The 16,529-nt window shown below is 68.6% G+C and carries 15 protein-coding genes; 9 read left to right on the top strand and 6 right to left on the bottom strand.

Annotated elements, in window-relative coordinates:
• Window position 1 precedes the first annotated feature (1 nt).
• Genes JW792_RS16190 through glmM form a run of 5 tightly spaced genes read left to right on the top strand, consistent with a single transcriptional unit; the run spans window position 2 to window position 5,406 of the window.
• The gene (locus JW792_RS16190) at window positions 2-649 is read left to right on the top strand and encodes a histidine phosphatase family protein (protein ID WP_135994771.1); all 648 of its coding nucleotides are present in this window, start codon (window positions 2-4) and stop codon (window positions 647-649) included.
• Window positions 646-1,869, top strand: coding sequence for an O-antigen ligase family protein (locus JW792_RS16185; RefSeq protein WP_135994772.1), 1,224 nt, complete (start codon window positions 646-648; stop codon window positions 1,867-1,869). The genes JW792_RS16190 and JW792_RS16185 overlap by 4 nt, the downstream gene beginning before the upstream one ends.
• Before the next feature lie 42 nt (window positions 1,870-1,911).
• Entirely contained in the window at window positions 1,912-3,321 is a 1,410-nt protein-coding gene (locus JW792_RS16180) for an exopolysaccharide biosynthesis polyprenyl glycosylphosphotransferase (protein ID WP_135994773.1), read from the top strand.
• A gap of 41 nt (window positions 3,322-3,362) precedes the next feature.
• On the top strand, window positions 3,363-4,019 hold the full coding sequence (gene fsa, locus JW792_RS16175; RefSeq protein ID WP_135994774.1) for a fructose-6-phosphate aldolase: 657 nt from the start codon (window positions 3,363-3,365) through the stop codon (window positions 4,017-4,019).
• 34 nt (window positions 4,020-4,053) lie between these two features.
• Window positions 4,054-5,406 carry a phosphoglucosamine mutase gene (gene glmM, locus JW792_RS16170; protein WP_135994775.1) on the top strand — a complete coding sequence of 451 codons (1,353 nt, stop codon included), beginning with the start codon at window positions 4,054-4,056 and terminating at the stop codon, window positions 5,404-5,406.
• On the opposite strand, the gene serA is transcribed toward glmM, so the two are convergent.
• Together serA and JW792_RS16160 are read right to left on the bottom strand one after the other, a co-directional pair.
• Window positions 5,403-6,641 (bottom strand): phosphoglycerate dehydrogenase, encoded by a 1,239-nt coding sequence (gene serA / locus JW792_RS16165; RefSeq protein WP_135994776.1) that lies wholly within the window; start codon window positions 6,639-6,641, stop codon window positions 5,403-5,405. The genes glmM and serA overlap by 4 nt on opposite strands.
• Before the next feature lie 83 nt (window positions 6,642-6,724).
• Window positions 6,725-8,938, bottom strand: coding sequence for a S8 family peptidase (locus JW792_RS16160; protein WP_206340832.1), 2,214 nt, complete (start codon window positions 8,936-8,938; stop codon window positions 6,725-6,727).
• Between the two features lie 254 nt (window positions 8,939-9,192).
• Here JW792_RS16160 and JW792_RS16155 point away from each other — a divergent pair, with 254 nt between their 5' ends.
• Window positions 9,193-10,155, top strand: coding sequence for an NAD-dependent epimerase/dehydratase family protein (locus JW792_RS16155; RefSeq protein ID WP_135994778.1), 963 nt, complete (start codon window positions 9,193-9,195; stop codon window positions 10,153-10,155).
• Here JW792_RS16155 and JW792_RS16150 read toward each other — a convergent pair.
• The 4 genes from JW792_RS16150 to JW792_RS16135 form a co-directional block, all read right to left on the bottom strand.
• Window positions 10,152-10,976 carry a TIGR00282 family metallophosphoesterase gene (locus tag JW792_RS16150; RefSeq protein ID WP_135994779.1) on the bottom strand — a complete coding sequence of 275 codons (825 nt, stop codon included), beginning with the start codon at window positions 10,974-10,976 and terminating at the stop codon, window positions 10,152-10,154. The two genes, JW792_RS16155 and JW792_RS16150, sit on opposite strands and share 4 nt — an antisense overlap.
• Before the next feature lie 111 nt (window positions 10,977-11,087).
• Complete coding sequence (locus tag JW792_RS16145) at window positions 11,088-11,657, bottom strand: 5-formyltetrahydrofolate cyclo-ligase (protein ID WP_241094999.1); 570 nt, start codon at window positions 11,655-11,657, stop codon at window positions 11,088-11,090.
• Between the two features lie 232 nt (window positions 11,658-11,889).
• Window positions 11,890-12,249, bottom strand: a complete 360-nt coding sequence (locus tag JW792_RS16140) for a cell division protein ZapA (RefSeq protein WP_135994781.1) — start codon at window positions 12,247-12,249, stop codon at window positions 11,890-11,892.
• A complete protein-coding gene (locus tag JW792_RS16135; protein ID WP_135994782.1) occupies window positions 12,250-12,570 on the bottom strand; it encodes a DUF4164 family protein in 321 nt (106 codons plus the stop codon).
• 130 nt (window positions 12,571-12,700) lie between these two features.
• On the opposite strand from JW792_RS16135, the gene JW792_RS16130 reads away from it, so the two are divergent.
• From JW792_RS16130 to JW792_RS16120, 3 genes are all read left to right on the top strand, one after another.
• Entirely contained in the window at window positions 12,701-14,443 is a 1,743-nt protein-coding gene (locus tag JW792_RS16130) for an SLC13 family permease (protein ID WP_158291534.1), read from the top strand.
• 106 nt (window positions 14,444-14,549) lie between these two features.
• Window positions 14,550-15,755 (top strand): NAD-dependent epimerase/dehydratase family protein, encoded by a 1,206-nt coding sequence (locus JW792_RS16125; RefSeq protein ID WP_135994784.1) that lies wholly within the window; start codon window positions 14,550-14,552, stop codon window positions 15,753-15,755.
• A gap of 23 nt (window positions 15,756-15,778) precedes the next feature.
• Window positions 15,779-16,528 (top strand): phosphoadenylyl-sulfate reductase, encoded by a 750-nt coding sequence (locus tag JW792_RS16120; RefSeq protein ID WP_135994785.1) that lies wholly within the window; start codon window positions 15,779-15,781, stop codon window positions 16,526-16,528.
• Window position 16,529 lies beyond the last annotated feature (1 nt).

Below are 16,529 nucleotides of genomic sequence, written 5' to 3'. Positions count from 1 at the left end.
CATGCTCCTCATCCTCGCCCGCCACGGCAACACGTTCGGTCCCGAGGACACCCCGGTCTGGGTCGGCGCGAAGGAGGACCTTCCGCTCGTGGAAAAGGGCCTGGAACAGTCGCGCGAGATCGGCCGGGCGATCCGCGATGCAGGCATCGTGCTCGACCGCATCCTGGCCGGCCCGCTGAAGCGCACCCGCCACGGCGCCCGCCTGGCGGCCGAGAAATGCGGCTTCACCGGCGAGGTGGAGATCGACGAGCGCCTCACCGAGATCGATTACGGTGTCTGGGGCGGCAGGAGCGATGCGGAGATCGCCGAACAATGGGGCGAGGGCGCGATCGAGGCCTGGCGCGAACGCTCGGTCCCGCCCGAGGGGGCGGGATGGTCGCCCTCGCCCAACACGATCCGGGCGAACGTCAAATCCGTGCTCGCCTCGGTGACGCGCGACCTTTCCGCGGACCAGGCCGTGCTCATCCTCACCTCGAACGGAATCCTGCGCTATTTCCACGAAAGGCTGGCCGGTGAGAATGCCCTGCCGCAGGACGCGAAGGTGAAGACCGGCCATATGTGCGCGGCCGAGATCGTGCCGGGCGCTACCCGGCTCAAGCTCTGGAACGCCGCACCGGAAGCGTTCAGCGAGGCGGTGGCGGTCGGATGAGGGCGCGGCTGGTCGCCACCTTCCGCACGAGCCTGGTGCTCGCCGCCTTCTTCAGCGCCGCGGGCGGGCTGGCGCTCGCCGCGCTGAGCGGTGTGGCGGCGCTCGTCGCGGTGACGCCGCGCGCGCTCGTGCGCGCACTCGCCCGTCCGCCCCTGGCGCTGATCCTCGCCGCGCTCGCGATCGCCTGGACATGCCTGAGCTTCGCCTGGTCGCCCTACGACCGGCCCGACCAGGCGCTCAAGCTCGCGCTGCTCACCCCGCTCTTCATCGCCCTGCCCTTCTTCGCCGGCCAGCTCGACGAGACCGACCGGGCGAGGGTACGCCCTTTCGTCATCTTCGCCGCGGCCTCGAGCCTTCTCTTTTTGACGATCGAGGCCCTGCTCCAGGCGCCGGTGACGCTGAGCTACAAGCTCGACGTGGAAGGCTACGCCCCCGACCACGGGGCCATTCTCGATCTGTCGCACCGCATGCTCTCGCGCGGTGCCGTGCCGGCGCTGATGCTGGCCGGCCCCGCTGCGCTCCTGCTGTGGCGCAGCGGGCATCGCGCCGCGCGCACCGGCGCGCTCGTCCTTCTTCTCCTCTCGGTCTTCGTCGCGGCCGGCTTCTCGGTGGAGGCCAATATCGTCGCGCTCGCGGGCGGTCTGGCGCTCGCCGCGCTCGCCTGGCGCTTCCCGCAGCGCACCCTTCCCGGGCTGCTCGTCGCCACGTCGCTCGTCCTCGTTCTCGCGCCCTTCCTGTTCCGCATCGCGCTCTCGGTCCTGCCGGAGAGTTTGATCGCTTCCCTGCCGATCAGCTGGGCCTGGCGGATCGAGATCTGGGATCACGCGATGACCCGGATCGCCGAGCGCCCCCTCACCGGGCACGGGCTCGACGCGGCCCGTGCGATCGAGGAGACGGTGATGCTGCGCGGGATGGAGATCGATCTGCTGCCGCTGCACGCACACAATGCCGGCCTGACGATCTGGCTCCAGACCGGTTTCGTCGGCGCCCTGCTCTGGGCCTTCACGCTGTGGAGCGCTGCGGTCTGGATCGCGCGGCGCACGGTCGAACGCGATCTCGCGATGATGGTCGTCTATGTCGCCGGCGTGTGGCTGATCTCGGTCATGCTCGGCGTCGGCGTCTGGCAGGAATGGCACCATGGCGCCCTCTCGCTCGCCATCGCCGGCGCGCTGATCGGGTCAAGGGCAAAGCTGGCAGGAGACTTGCGTCGCTCCCGCTGACCGGGACCGTTTCGGCGGTCCACTCAGGCCAGGAGGGCGCAGATGACCCAGATCGGTGCAGTTTCGGGGGTTTCCGCCGCACGGCCGCGGCGCGGCGCGGCGCGTAACGTGCTCCGCAGCTTCCTGTTCGCCGATCTGCTCGCGCTGAGTCTGGCTGCGATTGTCTCCGTCGGCGTCGCCCTTCAGGTGGGCGACGGGGCGGGGCTGCGCTCCCACCTCTCGGTCAGCGCCGCGCTGTGCGCCGCGCTCCTGCTGTGGTTCCGCTCGCGCGGCCACTACCGCGCCCGCCACGCGCTCGCCAACATGCTGCGTCCGGTTCTGATGGGCAGCCTGCTCGCCTTCCTCGCCGCCTCGACGGTCCATGTCACCATGGACGAGACGCGCCTGAGCGCGGCGACCTATACCTTCTGGCTCTGCGCACCGGTCTTCGTGCTGGCGCTGCGCTGGTTCACCCGCTCGATGCTGCGCGCCGCGCGCGAATGGCACGAGCCGGTCACGCTCCTGAGCGCACCCTCGATCGCCGGAGACCGGGCGCACGTCCTGGCACGCAATGACGATCACGGCCTGAAGGTGGTGCAGAGCCTCGACCTGTCGAGCTTTGCCGCGCTCGACGACGACGCGCTCGCCGCCCGGCTCGATGCGCTGGCCGGGCGCACGCTCTTCCTCGCCCCCGACGAGGAAACCCAGAAGGTCGCCAACCGCATCGTGGCCCGGCTCGGGGCGCGCGGCTGGGCGTTCTACTACCAGCCCTGCATGGGGCCTGCGCCGACGCAGAATGTTGACATCCTCGACTATCCCCCGACCGAAGGCTTCGTCTTCCAGATCGGCGACAGTCTCGACCGCCCGCTGGCCCGGCGTTTCAAGCGCGTCTTCGACGTCGCCGCCTCCAGCGCCGCGCTGATCGTGTTGTCGCCGCTGTTCGCGCTGTTTTCCTGGCTGATCCGGCGCGATGGCGGCCCCGCCCTGTTCTGCCAGACCCGCGTCGGGCGCGGCGGCGAGACCTTCGAGTGCCTGAAATTCCGCACCATGGTGACCGATGCCGAGGCGCGCCTGGCGCGCATTCTCGCGAACGATCCCGAGAGGGCCGCCGAATGGGAGACCTATCAGAAGCTCGCCGAGGATCCGCGCATCACGCCGGTCGGCCGCTTCCTGCGCCGGACCAGCCTCGACGAGCTGCCCCAGCTCATCAACGTGCTGAAGGGCGAGATGAGCCTGGTCGGCCCGCGCCCGATGACGGTCGAGCAGAAGCAGGCCTATGGCGCGCGCCTGGAATCCTATGTGCGCATGCGCCCCGGCCTGACCGGCATGTGGCAGGTGAACGGGCGCAACTCGACGAGCTTCGAGGAGCGCGCCCGGCTCGACGACTGGTACGCCCGCAACTGGTCGCTCTGGCGCGATGCGGTCATCCTCGCGCGCACCGTGCGCGAGGTCCTGTTCTCGACAGGGCGCTAGGAGCTGGCTACACCCGTTCCTAGCATCTGCCGGAGACCGCCATGCTTCTCTTTCTCGACACCGCCGACATCTCCGAGATCCGCGAGCGCGCCGGCGCAGGGCTCGTCGACGGGGTCACGACCAATCCCTCCCTGATTGCCAAGTCCGGAGCCGACATCATGGAGCGGATCGCCGAGATCTGCGATGCGGTCGAAGGCCCCGTCTCCGCCGAAGTGGTCGCGACCGGGCATGAGGGCATGCTGGAGGAAGGCCGCCGTCTGCGCGCGATCGCGGACAATGTGGTGGTCAAGCTGCCGCTGACCCAAGCCGGGCTGAAGACCTGCGCGGTCTTCGCGCGCGAGGGCATCCCGACGAACGTCACCCTGTGCTTCTCGCTGAACCAGGCCCTGCTCGCCGCCAAGGCGGGCGCGAGCTTCATCTCGCCCTTCGTCGGCCGGATCGAGGATGCCGGCGGGGACGGGATCGGACTTCTCGAACGCATCCGCGAGGTCTACGACACCCACGGCTTCACCACGCAGATCCTCGCCGCCTCGCTGCGCTCGCCGGCCCATGTCGAGGCGGCCGCGCTCGCCGGCTGCGATGCGGCGACGCTGCCGGCGAAGGTGTTCGACCAGCTGGCGGCGCATCCGCTGACCGAGACGGGGCTTGCCGCCTTCCTGTCCGACTGGAAAAAGACCGGCAAGTCCGGGCTGCTTTGACGCCGTTCATGTGACAGGGAAGAGCCACACGGACATGATCAAGCGCTATTTCGGCACCGACGGCGTGCGCGGCACGACCAACCGCTTCCCGATGACGGCGGAGACCGCCCTTCGGCTCGGCATGGCCGCGGCGCGCTATTTCCGGCGCGATGCGAGCCGGCGCCACTCGGTCGTGATCGGCAAGGACACGCGCCTGTCCGGCTACATGATCGAGAGCGCGCTCGTTTCCGGCTTCACCAGCGCAGGCATGGACGTGTTCCAGTTCGGCCCGCTGCCGACGCCGGGCGTGGCCACCCTGACCCGCTCGCTGCGCGCCGACATGGGCGTGATGATCACCGCCTCCCACAACCCGTACGAGGACAACGGCATCAAGCTGTTCGGCCCGGACGGGTTCAAGCTGTCGGACGCCGCCGAGCTGGAGATCGAGTCCTACATGGACGGGGACATGAACGAGGCGCTCGCCGAGCCGGCCGATCTCGGCCGTGCCCAGCGGGTGGACGACTGCCAGGCGCGCTATACCGAGATCGTCAAGGCGACCTTCCCGCGCCAGATGCGCCTGTCCGGGCTCAGGATCGTCGTGGATTCGGCAAACGGTGCAGCCTACAAGGTCGCCCCGAACGTGCTGTGGGAGCTCGGCGCGGACCTCATCCCGATCAACAACAAGCCCAACGGCTTCAACATCAACGAGGACTGCGGCGCGGTCTCGCCCCAGGGGCTCGCCGAGAACGTGCTGCGCTACCGGGCCGATATCGGGCTGGCGCTCGACGGGGACGCGGACCGGCTGATCGTCTGCGACGAGACGGGCCACATCATCGACGGCGACCAGCTGATCGCGCTGATCGCGCGCGCCTGGAAACGGGCGGGGCTGCTCGCCACCGACACGGTGGTGACCACCCAGATGTCCAATCTCGGCCTCGAGCGCTTCCTGGAGAAGGAGGGGCTGAAACTCGACCGCACCCAGGTCGGCGACCGCTACGTGGTCGAGCGCATGCGCGAGACCGGGGCCAATCTCGGCGGCGAACAGTCCGGCCACATCGTGCTCACCGACTATGCCACGACGGGCGACGGGCTGATCGCGGCCCTGCAGGTTCTCGCCCTGCTCGTGGAGTCCGGCAAGAAGGCGAGCGAACTCCTGCGCGTGTTCGAGCCGGCGCCGCAGATCCTGAAGAACTACCGCTACAGCGAGGGCAGCCAGCCGCTGGACAGCGATCGGGTGAAGGCCGCGATCGGCGAGGCGGAAGCCGAACTCGGCACCCGGGGGCGGCTCCTGGTACGCAAATCGGGAACCGAGCCGGTCATTCGCGTCATGGCCGAAGGCGAGCGCAAGCTCATCTCCCGGGCGGTCGAGCAGATCCTCGCCGCACTGCGCGAGGCGGACGCGTCCTAGGCGCCGCCGGCCGAGCCCCTGATCAGGCGCGCCCAGATCGTGCCGTCGAGCGTCTCGATCCGCTGCTGGAAGTCATTCGGCAGATCGCCCTCCAGGTCGGCGATCGCATAGCCGAGTTCGCCCTCGGTCTGCAGGTATTGCGCCGCGACGTTCGCCCCGGCGCGCTCGGCAGCGTCGTTGAGCCGGCGCAGGAAGCCGGGCTGGTTGAGATGGGGCACCAGCAGGCGCGTGCGCCCCTCGCGCACCGGGCCGGGTTCGACCTGGGGGAAGTTGACCGCATGCAGGGTCGCCCCCTCGAACAGGAACTTGGCGAGCTTGGAGCCGGTGTCCGAGCCGATCGCGGCCTGGGCCTCCAGCGTCGAGCCGCCGATATGGGGCGTCAGGATGACGTTGTCGAAAGCCTGAAGCGGGCTCTCGAAGCGCTCCTCCTTGCTCTTGGGCTCCACGGGGAAGACGTCCACCGCCGCGCCCGCGATATGGCCGTCCCGCAGCGCCTCGGCGAGCGCGTCGATGTCGACCAGATCGCCGCGCGCCTGGTTGATGAGGAAGCTGCCCGGCGCCATCGCGCGGATGCGCTCCCTGGTCATCATCCCCTTGGTGCGCGGTGTGGAGGGGACGTGCAGGGTGACGACGTCGCAGGTCTGCAGCAGCGTCTCCAGGCTGTCCACCGGCCGCGCATTGCCGTGCGCGAGCTTGGGCTCGATGTCGTAGTAATACACGTGCATGCCGAGCGCGGAGGCGATCACGGAGAGCTGGGCGCCGATATTGCCGTAGCCGACGATGCCGAGCTTCTTCTTGCGCACCTCGTGCGCGCCGTTCGCGGTCTTCAGCCACTCGCCCTCGCGGATCGCGAACATCTTCTCCGGTATGCGGCGCATCAACATGACGATGCTGGCCATGGTGAGCTCGGCGACCGAGCGGGTATTGGCGAAGGGGGCGTTGAACACCGGGATCGCCCGGCGCGAGGCGGCCTCCAGATCGACCTGGTTGGTCCCGATGCAGAAGCAGCCCACCGCCTTCAGCCTGTCGGCCGCCTCGAAGAACGCGGCGTCCAGCTGCGTGCGCGATCGAATGCCGAGCACGTCGTATCCCGTCACCTCCTCGCGCAGGGCCTTCGCGTCGGGCGAGCCGGACCTGCGCACGATTTCCACGGGCCCGTGCGCCTGCAGCGCGCCGTCGGCGTCCTCGTGAACGTTCTCCACGAGCAGGGCTTTGAAGTTCGGCGTCGAAGGCATGGACTCACCCGGGGCTTTGCTGCACTGCGAAAAGCTTCACGATCGCAGTGCAGAAAGCAAGGGAATTGCGGCGCCGCTCCTGATCACCAGCCGGTTCGAAGACCGAACCAGACCGAGACCGCATCGTCGCTGCCCGCGACGTGGCCGGGATCGGTCGTGTATCGCGCCGCGAGCGAGGCACGCGTGCGCTCGCCGAGCGCGAAGCTGTAGGCGCTTTCCAGCGACAATTCCCGGCCGGAAGGCGATAGTGCGGCCAGACGCCGCTCGTAGCGGGTGCGATTCCTGCGATCGACCTCGACCGGGACTCGCGCGCTGACCGCTCCGGCCTCGACGCGCAGGGGCTGGGAGAGCGTGAATCCGAGCCGGCCCGGGCCGACCGGACGGTCAACCCCCACGCTCCAGGCGCTCGCCCTCACCTCCTCCTCGATCGTGAGGAATCCGGGCATGCCGAGCCGTGCCTCGACGTGCTCGTAGCGCGCCGCTCCGCGCCAGCCGAAGGCGAGCGGACCGGACCACAGCGCGGCCGTGAAGTCGCTGGAGGACTCGTCCGGCGCACCGAAGCGGCCCGCGAGATGACTGCCCAGGGCGCGCCCGTCCTCGCGCCCGTTCCCGATCTCGATGCCGAGCTGCTGGCCGGCAAAGTCGACGGTCAGCGCGGCCGCACTGAACGCATCGCCCTGCGAGCCGGCGGTGCGCACCGAGAGGGTCACAGGGTCGAGATCGTATCGTACCGAGGCCCAGTCGCGCTGGGCCGAGAGATTGGCGACCGCGCCGCTGAAATGGGTGTGCGAGAGCACCGAACCGCCCGCCCCGGCGACCGGAGACGGAGAAGCGAAGCCGCGTCCCGCTTCGAGCGTCAGATCCCCGGCGATGAATCTCAGCGAGACGCCCATGTCGCCCTGGTAGAGTTCCTCGGGCAGGTTGGTCAGCGCCTGCACCCGGTCCTGACCGTGGCGCAACGTGACCTCGGTCGACCCGGCGCGGGTCACCGAGACGCGGTTCAGGCTCGATTGCGCGGCTGTCTCGAAGGCGGACAGCGCATTGCGCCCGCCATCGCCCGGCGCCTCGCCGGCCTCGAAGCGATAGGCCCGGTCGTAGCGGTCGCGCATCACTGCGCCGTCGAACAGGCCGGAATCGAACACCCAGTCGCCGAAGGCCCCGCCCGGTTCGGACAGGACCAGCGCCACCGGCACCCTCTCGGCTCCGAACAGCGCCGTCGTCGTCGTGCCCTGCGGCTTGAACGCCTCGGCGAGGTCTATGAGGCCCCGCCCGTAAGTCGAATCCGCGCCCGGGTCGCCAAGGTCCTCGGCCGTGTCGAACAGGATCTGCAGGGCGGTGTTGCCGGCGAGATTCGGAAAGGCCTGCAGCATCAGGGCCAGCGCGCCCGCCACATGCGGCGCGGCAAAGGAGGTTCCGGAGAACCGGAAATAGTCCGGCCCGACGCCCGGCGCGACGATTTGCTCGCCCGGGGCGACGAGATAGAAATTCTCCGCGCCCTGGGCCCGGTTGGAGAAGCTCGAAATCTCCTTGGCCGAGCCGACCGAACCGACAGCGACCGCAAACCCGTCCGCCTCGAGGTCGTTGACGAAAGTGGCCGGAAAGCCCGGAGAGGCATCGGGTTCGGTCTCCTCCTCGTCCTGGTTTCCTGCGGCCACGACCAAGAGCACGCCCGCATCGGCGGCGCGGCGCATGGCGGCGAAGGTGCGCGAAGCGTCGTCGCCGAGTTCGGCGTCCCGGCCGAGCGAGAGATTGATGATCCGGGCCCCGTTGGCGACCGCGTGATCGATCGCCGCGGCGGTCGCGCTGTCGGAGAAGGTGCATCCCTCCCCGCCATCGGCTTCGCAGCTGCCCACCGAATCCGCGCGGATCGCGAGGATCGTCGACTGGAATGCGACGCCGTGCATCACGACGTCGTCCTTCTTGGCGGCGATGACTCCCGCCACGCCCGTACCGTGACCGTCCACATCGTTCGCGGTGCGGTTGGAGACGATGTCGGTACTTGCGGGATGAATCTGGTTCGCGCCGGTACCCGTGCCGTCGAATTCGCTGTCGGCCAGCTCGACGCCGGTGTCGACGACCGCGACGAGGATTCCCAGCCCGGTTGCCCCCGCCTCGTAGGCGCTGATCGCGTTGATCAGGCCCAGCCCGTACTGATTGCGGAATTCAACGGTATCGAAATTCGCCGGCGGGGGTGGGGGGGTGGCGGCGGGGGTGGGGGTGGAGGAGGAGGCGGAGGAGGAGGCGGAGGGGGCGAGACGATCGGCCCGCCGGTCGCACCCCCGCCTCCCCCACCACATCCCGACACGATCATCGCGGCGCTCGTGAACACGGCGAGCATAAGAGCTGAACGCATCCGCATAGGGCGACTCCCCTCGAAGACCGCCGCGGACACCCCGGACGCCGCGGACTACTCGCAAAGAGCCTAGCTCAAGCCCGATGTTTTGCAATCAGAACGCCTGCATCACGCGCCCGGGCCTCAGCGGCAGGCGCGTTGACAGGCGGGAGGTTCTTCCTAGGATGCGCCGCCACGATCGGGAGTATTTCCAGGCCCATGACGATCCTGGTTACCGGCGCGGCAGGCTTCATCGGCTTCCACGCGTCGCGACGCCTTCTTGCCCGCGGAGAACGGATTGTCGGCCTCGACAGTCTGACCGACTATTATGACGTGGCGCTCAAGCGGGCACGCCTGACCGAACTCGATCGCCAGGCCGGTTTCGAGTTTCACCGGCTCGACCTCGCCGATGACGATGCCGTCAAGCGGCTCGTCCTGGAGACCCGTCCGACGCGCATCCTGCACCTCGCCGCACAGGCCGGCGTGCGCTACTCGCTCGATGCGCCTTTCGCCTATACCCACAGCAATGTGACGGGCCACCTCTCCGTGCTGGAAGCCGCGCGCGCGCTCGGCGGCGATCTCGCCCACCTCGTCTACGCCTCCTCCAGCTCGGTCTATGGCGAGCGCGGCGGGCGCTTTCGCGAGGACGACGCGCTTGGCGAACCGGTCTCGCTCTACGCGGCCACCAAGCGCGCGGACGAGCTGATGAGTTCGACCTACACCCACCTATACGGCCTGCCCCAGACGGGCCTGAGATTCTTCACCGTCTACGGGCCTTGGGGCCGTCCGGACATGGCCTATTTCAGCTTCGCCGAAGCCATGCTGAGGGGCGAGACGATCCGGCTGTTCAACGAGGGCCGCAACCAGCGCGACTTCACCTATATCGACGACGTGATCGAGCCGCTCGTGCGGGTGCTCGACGACGCGCCGGGCGCGCGCCACGGGGTCTACAATATCGGCGGCTCGAACCCGGTGGAGACGCTTGACCTCGTCGCCACGCTCGAGCGCGCACTCGGCGTGAACGCGAAGACCGAGCCCGTTCCGCCCCAGCCCGGCGACGTGTCCTATACCTGCGCGGACGTTACCCGGCTGGAACGCGATTACGGGTGCGTGCCGGGAACCCGCCTCGAAGAGGGCATAGCCCGGTTCGCGCAGTGGTTCCGATCTTATCGCAATAGCTAGTTAGTGCTTTCCGGCCGGGCCTGGGAGAGCACGCCGCCGATGCGGATCGGCTCGACACGCGCCGCCAGCCCGGTCCTGTCGTCAGTCTCCACGAACAGACCGCAGGCCGTCGCCTCGCCGCTGGCGGCAGAAAAGCGCGAGGAGCGCATGTGGGTCACGAACCGGTTGACCGGCTCCTCCTTGTCCATCCCGATCACCGAGTCGTAATCGCCGCACATCCCGGCGTCGGTCTGGTAGGCCGTACCGCCGGGCAGGATGCGCCAGTCGGCGGTCGGCACATGGGTGTGGGTCCCGACGACGAGGCTCGCCCGCCCGTCGCAATAAACGCCGAGCGCAGTCTTCTCGCTCGTCGCCTCGCCGTGGGCATCGACAAGGATGGCGTCGGCGACCTGGCCGAGCGGGCAGGCATCGAGTTCCTCGTTGATGCGCCTGAAGGGGTCGTCCAGGGCCTCCATGAACAGGCGCAGCATCACGTTGATCACGAGGATGCGCCGCCCGTCGGGCAGGTCGTAGAGACTCGACCCCCGCCCCGGTGCGGTGCCTTCGGGATAGTTCACCGGACGCAGCAGGCGCGGTTCGCGCTCGATATAGGAGAGCGCCTCGCTCTGGTCGAAGGAGTGGTTGCCGAGGGTGAGCACGTCGGCGCCGGCATCGAACAGCTCGACGGCGGTCTTCTCGGTGATGCCGAACCCGCCGGCCGCGTTCTCGGCGTTGACCACGACGAAGTCGAGCGCCAGCGCCTCGCGCAGGCCGGGCAGCTCCTCGCTCAGCACCTGGCGGCCCGAGCGGCCGACGACGTCTCCGAAAAAGGCGATGCGCATGGGGTATCCGTCATTGCGGAGGGAAAGAGCGGACTCGCGTCTAGCCCAGAGCGGCGCTCTTCACAACGCCGGGCGCAGGGGGCGCGTTCAGCCGCCCTTCGGTGTCGGCACTCACACCGCTCCGCGATAGGCGCGCTTCTCGGTGACGATCCAGTCGAGCGCGATGTCGTGCCTGTCGGTGGGCACGCTTCTCATCCGCTGTGCCTCGTAGGCGAGCCCCACGACGGTGACGGGATTGTGCTTTCGAAGCGCGGCGATCGTGCGGTCGTAGAAGCCGGCCCCGTAGCCGAGCCTCTTGCCGGTCTCGTCGAAGGCCAGCAGCGGGGCGAGGATGAGCAGCGGCTTGCACTCCGGACTGTCGGGGCTCGGCTCCTCGACGCCGAAGGCGCCGCGCACGAAATCGTCGCCGGGCTGGAAGGCGCGGAATACCAGCGGGCGGTCCGGTCCGGCGACGCAGGGCAGGCAGAGCTGGGCCTGCTCGCAGTAGAAGGTCTCCATCAGCGGGGTCGGGTCGATCTCGTCGCGGATCGGCCGGTAGCCGGCCACGACCGTGCCGACGGACGGCCAGACACTGTCGGGGAAATGCTCGGCCAGGCGCCGGCCGGCATCCGGATCACCCTGCCAGGCCGCCTTGCGCGCCAGCGTCGCCTTCGCGCGGGCGCGCGACTTGCGCCAGCCCATCAACATGAGATCCGCCCGCCGGGCCGGAGGAAAAGGGTGGCGGAACCGATTGCGCCGTCAGCATCGTGACATCCCTGATGACCTGGCTTACCAGGTGGGCGCCGTGTGCCCGAGGCCACGGCCAGGGGCAGGGACAGCTCCCCGTCAGAGACGTAAGGTCGCCGGGATGAGGATGCTCGACGCACGCTCCAGTGTCCGCCTTGTGTGAAGATGGGGCCGAAGGCCATCTTACTCAAGTCTCTTCGCCAGATGACGCCATGGCCTCGAGCTGTTCGGCGGTCGTGTTGAGCAGTTCGGCGGCACGCGCGCGGTCGGACCGCCGGCGTGCCTCGCTCTGCGAGGCCTTGCCGCGCGCCTCGATGAGCGCCTCCTCGAGTTCGCCGACCCGGCCCTGCGCCTCGCGGCTCTCGTCGGCGACGATGAGCGCGGCCATCAGCAGAAGGCGAAGCTCGCCGATCTGGCCGACCTTCTCGGCAAGGTCGCGCACGTGGGAATCGAGATGGCCCGCGAGCTCGCGCAGGTATGCCTGCTGGCCCTCCTCGCACCCGATCGTGAAGGCGCGCCCGTTGAGCGAGATGGTCACCTTCGACATCTAGCCCTCCTCGCCCGGCCCGGCGTCGCGTCCGAGGATCGCGCGCAGCTCGGCGATCGCCTCGCCGCAGGCCGCCGATGCCTCTCCGGCCGCCTCGCTGAGTGCGGCCTCCCGGGCCCGGGCCGCGTCGAGTTCGTCGGCCAGACGCGCCCGATCTTCCTCGCTGGCAAGCGACACCGCCTCGTCGCCCTTGGCCGCCTCGGCGCGCGCCTGGAGCGCCTTGAAGCGGCTCTCGATCGCGCCGAGGGCCCGCTTCAGCCGCTGTTCGGCAGCCGCAAAAGCGTCCTCGGGCTCGCTGGCAGAGGCGTCAGTCTCGTTCATGACCCTAAAATCAGGCTTTAGCGCGACAAGTTCAAGCGCTGTGTTGGCCCCGGCCGCATCGCCGGCCTGCCCCTTGTCATAGCCTTTGCCCGCGGGCACACAGGAGGCGGATGGCAGGGGCAGCCTGGACGTGCTCGAAAGCGAAATCATTGGCCGGGCGATCGACGCCGCGCTGCTGACCGGGCTGGCGGCAGCACTCGTGTCCGGCCGGATCGGTGCACCGCGGGCCTTCGCGGTGTTCGCCCTGCTGGTGATCGTCACCGGCCGGGTCGATTTCGCGACGGCCTTCGCCGCGCTCGGCCAGCCTGCGATCTGGGCGGTCATGAGCCTCGTTGTCTTCTCCCTCGCGCTGGGCAAGCTGGCCCTGCTGCGCCAGCTCTTCTTCTCGAAACGTCCGCGGGGCCTGCGCCGCACGCTGGCGCGCCTGCTCGGCTCGGCCGCGGCGATCAGCGCCTTCGTTCCGAACACGGCGGTGGTGGCCGCGATGCTCGGACCGGCCTCGCGCAGGCCGACCGTGACCCCCCACCAGCTGCTGCTGCCTCTGTCCTACGTCGCGCTCGCAGCCGGGATGCTCACCCCGTTCGGCACGTCCGCCTCGCTCATGGTGGTCGGCCTGTCCGCCGCGCAGGGCATCGAGCTTACCGTCCTCGACTTCGTCATTCCCGGCGCCCTGGTCGTCATCGCGGTACTCGCCACCCTGCTCGTCCTGTCCCCGATCCTGCTTCGCGAGAAGCCCGGCGCGTCGGAGCACCAGCCCGACATATTCCATGTCGAGGCGCGCGTGGCGGAGGGCTCGCGCCTGGCCGGGCGATCGGTGGCGACCAACAAGCTGCGCCACCTGCAAAGCTTCTTCCTTGCCGAGGTGGTGCGCGGCGACCGGGTCATCGCCCCGATCACGCCACGCCACATCATCCGGGAGGGCGACGTGCTCATCTTCGTCGGCGACGTGACCCACATCGACGAGCTGCGCAGCATCAACGGCCTGTCCATTACAAAGGACGGCGCGCCGCACCGCCAGGACAATCTCTATCGCGCCGTCGTCGCAGCCGGCTCCCATCTCGTGGGGCGAACCTTGCGTGAGACCGATTTCCGCGCCCGCTTCGATGCCTCCGTGCTCGGCATCGAGCGCGGCGGAACGCCGCTGTCGGGAAAGCTCGGCGCGCTGCCCTTGTCGGCAGGCGACATGCTGCTGCTCGCGGCCGGGCCGGACTTCCACCGCCGCGACAATCTGCGCTCCAACCTGCACCTGATCGACAGCGACGATGCGGGCCTCGGCCAGCTCGGTGCCCGCGACACCCTGCTGGTGGGGCTCGCCTTTGCCGCTTTCCTGGCCTGCGCGCTGTTCCAGCTCGTCCCGATCGCGGTGGCGGCTTTCACCCTCGCCAGCGTCACCGTGCTCATGGAGTGGGTTTCACCGCGCGAGGTGCGGCGCGCCTTCCCGTTCGATCTCGCGATCGTCCTGTGGGGCGCGGTGCTGCTCAGCCTCCTGGTGTCGCAGTCCGGGCTGTCGGGCTTCGTGGCTGGCCAGGTTGCCGAGCTGAGCCTCGGCCTGCCGCCGGCGGCGGTACTGATCACGATCTTCCTGCTCGCCTGGATCCTGACCGAGTTCTTCTCCAATACCAGCGCCGCCCTCACCGTGCTGCCGATCGCGCTCGACACCGCCGTAGCGACCGGAATGTCGCCGACGGCGCTCGCGCTCGCCACCGCCTTCGGCGCCAGCGCCAGCTTCCTCATGCCCTTCGGCTACCAGACCCATCTCATGGTGCTGAGCCCCGGGCGCTATACCATGGCGGACTTCCTCAAGCTGGGCGGGTGCACACTCGTGGCCTATTCGATCGCGGCGATCGCCGGACTGTTGATCACGCAGCTCTGACCGGGCCCGGTTTCAGCGGCCCGAGACGCTTGCATCCCCGTACCCATCCTGTCAGAACCCGCTGCATATCCGAAATGCGACGGTTCGGTTTATCCGGAGTGATATCATGAAAGTTCTGGTTCTTGGCGGCGACGGTTTCTGCGGCTGGCCCTCGGCGCTGCATCTTTCGGCGCGCGGTCATGAAGTCGTGATCGTGGACAACCTGTCGCGGCGCAAGATCGATATCGAGCTCGAGGTGGAGAGCCTCACCCCGATCCAGCCGATGCACAAGCGCCTGGATGCCTGGAAGGAGATTTCCGGCAAGCAGATCGGTTTCGTCGACCTCAATGTCGGCAAGGACTACCAGGAACTCCTCGACCTCATCGTCGCCGAACAGCCCGACGCGATCATCCATTTCGCCGAGCAGCGCGCCGCGCCCTACTCGATGAAGAGTGCGCGCCACAAGCGCTACACGGTGGACAACAATCTCAACGCCACCAACGACGTGCTCGCCGCGATCGTCGATTCCGGGCTCGACATCCATCTGGTGCATCTCGGCACGATGGGCGTCTATGGCTACGGCACGGCGGGGATGAAGATCCCCGAAGGCTATCTGAAGGTGAAAGTGGAGACCGCCGAGGGTCTGAAGGACCAGGAGATCCTCTACCCGGCCAATCCGGGCTCGATCTACCACATGACCAAGACCCAGGATCAGCTCTTCTTCCACTTCTACAACAAGAACGACAAGGTCAAGATCACCGATCTCCACCAGGGCATCGTGTGGGGCACCCAGACCGAGGAGACCCGCAAGGACGAGCGCCTGATCAACCGGTTCGACTATGACGGCGATTACGGCACGGTGCTGAACCGCTTCCTGATGCAGGCCGCGGTCGGCCACCCGCTGACCGTGCACGGGACCGGCGGGCAGACGCGCGCCTTCATCCACATCCAGGACACGGTGCGCTGCATCCAGCTCGCGGTGGAGAACCCGCCGCAGACCGGCGAGAAGGTGCGCATCATGAACCAGATGACCGAGACCCACCGGGTGCGCGATCTGGCGAAGATGATCGCGGACATGGCCGGGGTCGAGATCGCCTATCTGCCCAATCCGCGCAACGAGGCGGACGAGAACGACCTGCACGTGGAAAACGATACCTTCCTGTCGATGGGCCTGAAGCCGATCACGCTGGAAGCCGGCCTGATGGAAGAGGTCACCGAGATCGCGCGCAAGTACGCCCATCGCTGCGACCGGTCCAAGGTCCCCTCCGTCTCCTACTGGAACAAGACCCGCGAAGAGGCCCAGAAGGGCGAGGGGCGCCGGACGGCAAGCTAGGCCCGCGCAGCCCGGGGGCAGCCATGGCCTCACTGAAGTCGGAATACCGCCTCGCGCTGGAGGCCGGAGCCCAGGCCCTGGAGGCCGCGCTGTCCGGCCTCGACGCGCGAGGAGCGCTCAAGCGCTGCCTGACGGACATCTTCCCGGGCGAGAGCTGCATCGTCTCCTCCTTCGGCACCGAATCGGCGGTGATCCTGCACATGGCCGCCGAGGTCGCTCCCGACGTGCCGGTCCTGTTCATCGACACCGGCAAGCTGTTCTCCGAGACGCTGCGCTATCGCGACGCGCTTCGAGACAGGCTCGGCCTGACCAATATCCAGACGCTCTCGCCCAGCCCGCACGATCTCGCCGCGGACGATCCCGACGGCACCCTGCACGCGCGCAATCCCGACCTGTGCTGTCACGTGAGGAAGACCCTGCCCCTCATCCGGGCGCTGCGCCCCTACAAGGTCTGGGTCTCCGGACGCAAGCGCTATCACGGCGGCGAGCGCGCCCGGATCCCGCGCGTGGAGATCCAGGACGGCAAGCTGAAGCTCAACCCCCTCGTGGAGTGGAGCGCGGACGATCTGCGCGCTTATGGGCGCGATCACGCCCTGCCCGACCATCCGCTGCTGGCGCGCAACTACCCCTCGGTCGGATGCGTCCCGTGCACCGCGCCGGTGGCCGCCGACGAATCCGACCCTCGCGCAGGGCGCTGGGCCGGCCAGGACAAGACAGAGTGCGGCATCCATATCGGGGCCGATGGACAGGTGCGGCGCTCCCGCGCCGGATAGC

This window comes from Marinicauda algicola (assembly GCF_017161425.1).
GTDB lineage: Bacteria > Pseudomonadota > Alphaproteobacteria > Caulobacterales > Maricaulaceae > Marinicauda > Marinicauda algicola.
This window is presented reverse-complemented; position numbering and strand designations above follow the sequence as displayed.

What these genes read in the sequence shown, in the direction of transcription:
- fsa (WP_135994774.1), top strand. Translation starts at nt 3,363, where the DNA reads ATGCTTCTCTTTCTCGACACCGCCGACATCTCCGAGATCCGCGAGCGC.
- JW792_RS16150 (WP_135994779.1), bottom strand. Translation starts at nt 10,976, where the DNA reads ATGCGCATCGCCTTTTTCGGAGACGTCGTCGGCCGCTCGGGCCGCCAG.
- JW792_RS16145 (WP_241094999.1), bottom strand. Translation starts at nt 11,657, where the DNA reads ATGGGCTGGCGCAAGTCGCGCGCCCGCGCGAAGGCGACGCTGGCGCGC.
- JW792_RS16125 (WP_135994784.1), top strand. Translation starts at nt 14,550, where the DNA reads ATGAAAGTTCTGGTTCTTGGCGGCGACGGTTTCTGCGGCTGGCCCTCG.
- JW792_RS16190 (WP_135994771.1), top strand. Translation starts at nt 2, where the DNA reads ATGCTCCTCATCCTCGCCCGCCACGGCAACACGTTCGGTCCCGAGGAC.
- JW792_RS16180 (WP_135994773.1), top strand. Translation starts at nt 1,912, where the DNA reads ATGACCCAGATCGGTGCAGTTTCGGGGGTTTCCGCCGCACGGCCGCGG.
- JW792_RS16160 (WP_206340832.1), bottom strand. Translation starts at nt 8,938, where the DNA reads ATGTGGTGGGGGAGGCGGGGGTGCGACCGGCGGGCCGATCGTCTCGCC.
- JW792_RS16140 (WP_135994781.1), bottom strand. Translation starts at nt 12,249, where the DNA reads ATGTCGAAGGTGACCATCTCGCTCAACGGGCGCGCCTTCACGATCGGG.
- JW792_RS16185 (WP_135994772.1), top strand. Translation starts at nt 646, where the DNA reads ATGAGGGCGCGGCTGGTCGCCACCTTCCGCACGAGCCTGGTGCTCGCC.
- serA (WP_135994776.1), bottom strand. Translation starts at nt 6,641, where the DNA reads ATGCCTTCGACGCCGAACTTCAAAGCCCTGCTCGTGGAGAACGTTCAC.
- JW792_RS16135 (WP_135994782.1), bottom strand. Translation starts at nt 12,570, where the DNA reads ATGAACGAGACTGACGCCTCTGCCAGCGAGCCCGAGGACGCTTTTGCG.
- JW792_RS16155 (WP_135994778.1), top strand. Translation starts at nt 9,193, where the DNA reads ATGACGATCCTGGTTACCGGCGCGGCAGGCTTCATCGGCTTCCACGCG.
- JW792_RS16120 (WP_135994785.1), top strand. Translation starts at nt 15,779, where the DNA reads ATGGCCTCACTGAAGTCGGAATACCGCCTCGCGCTGGAGGCCGGAGCC.
- glmM (WP_135994775.1), top strand. Translation starts at nt 4,054, where the DNA reads ATGATCAAGCGCTATTTCGGCACCGACGGCGTGCGCGGCACGACCAAC.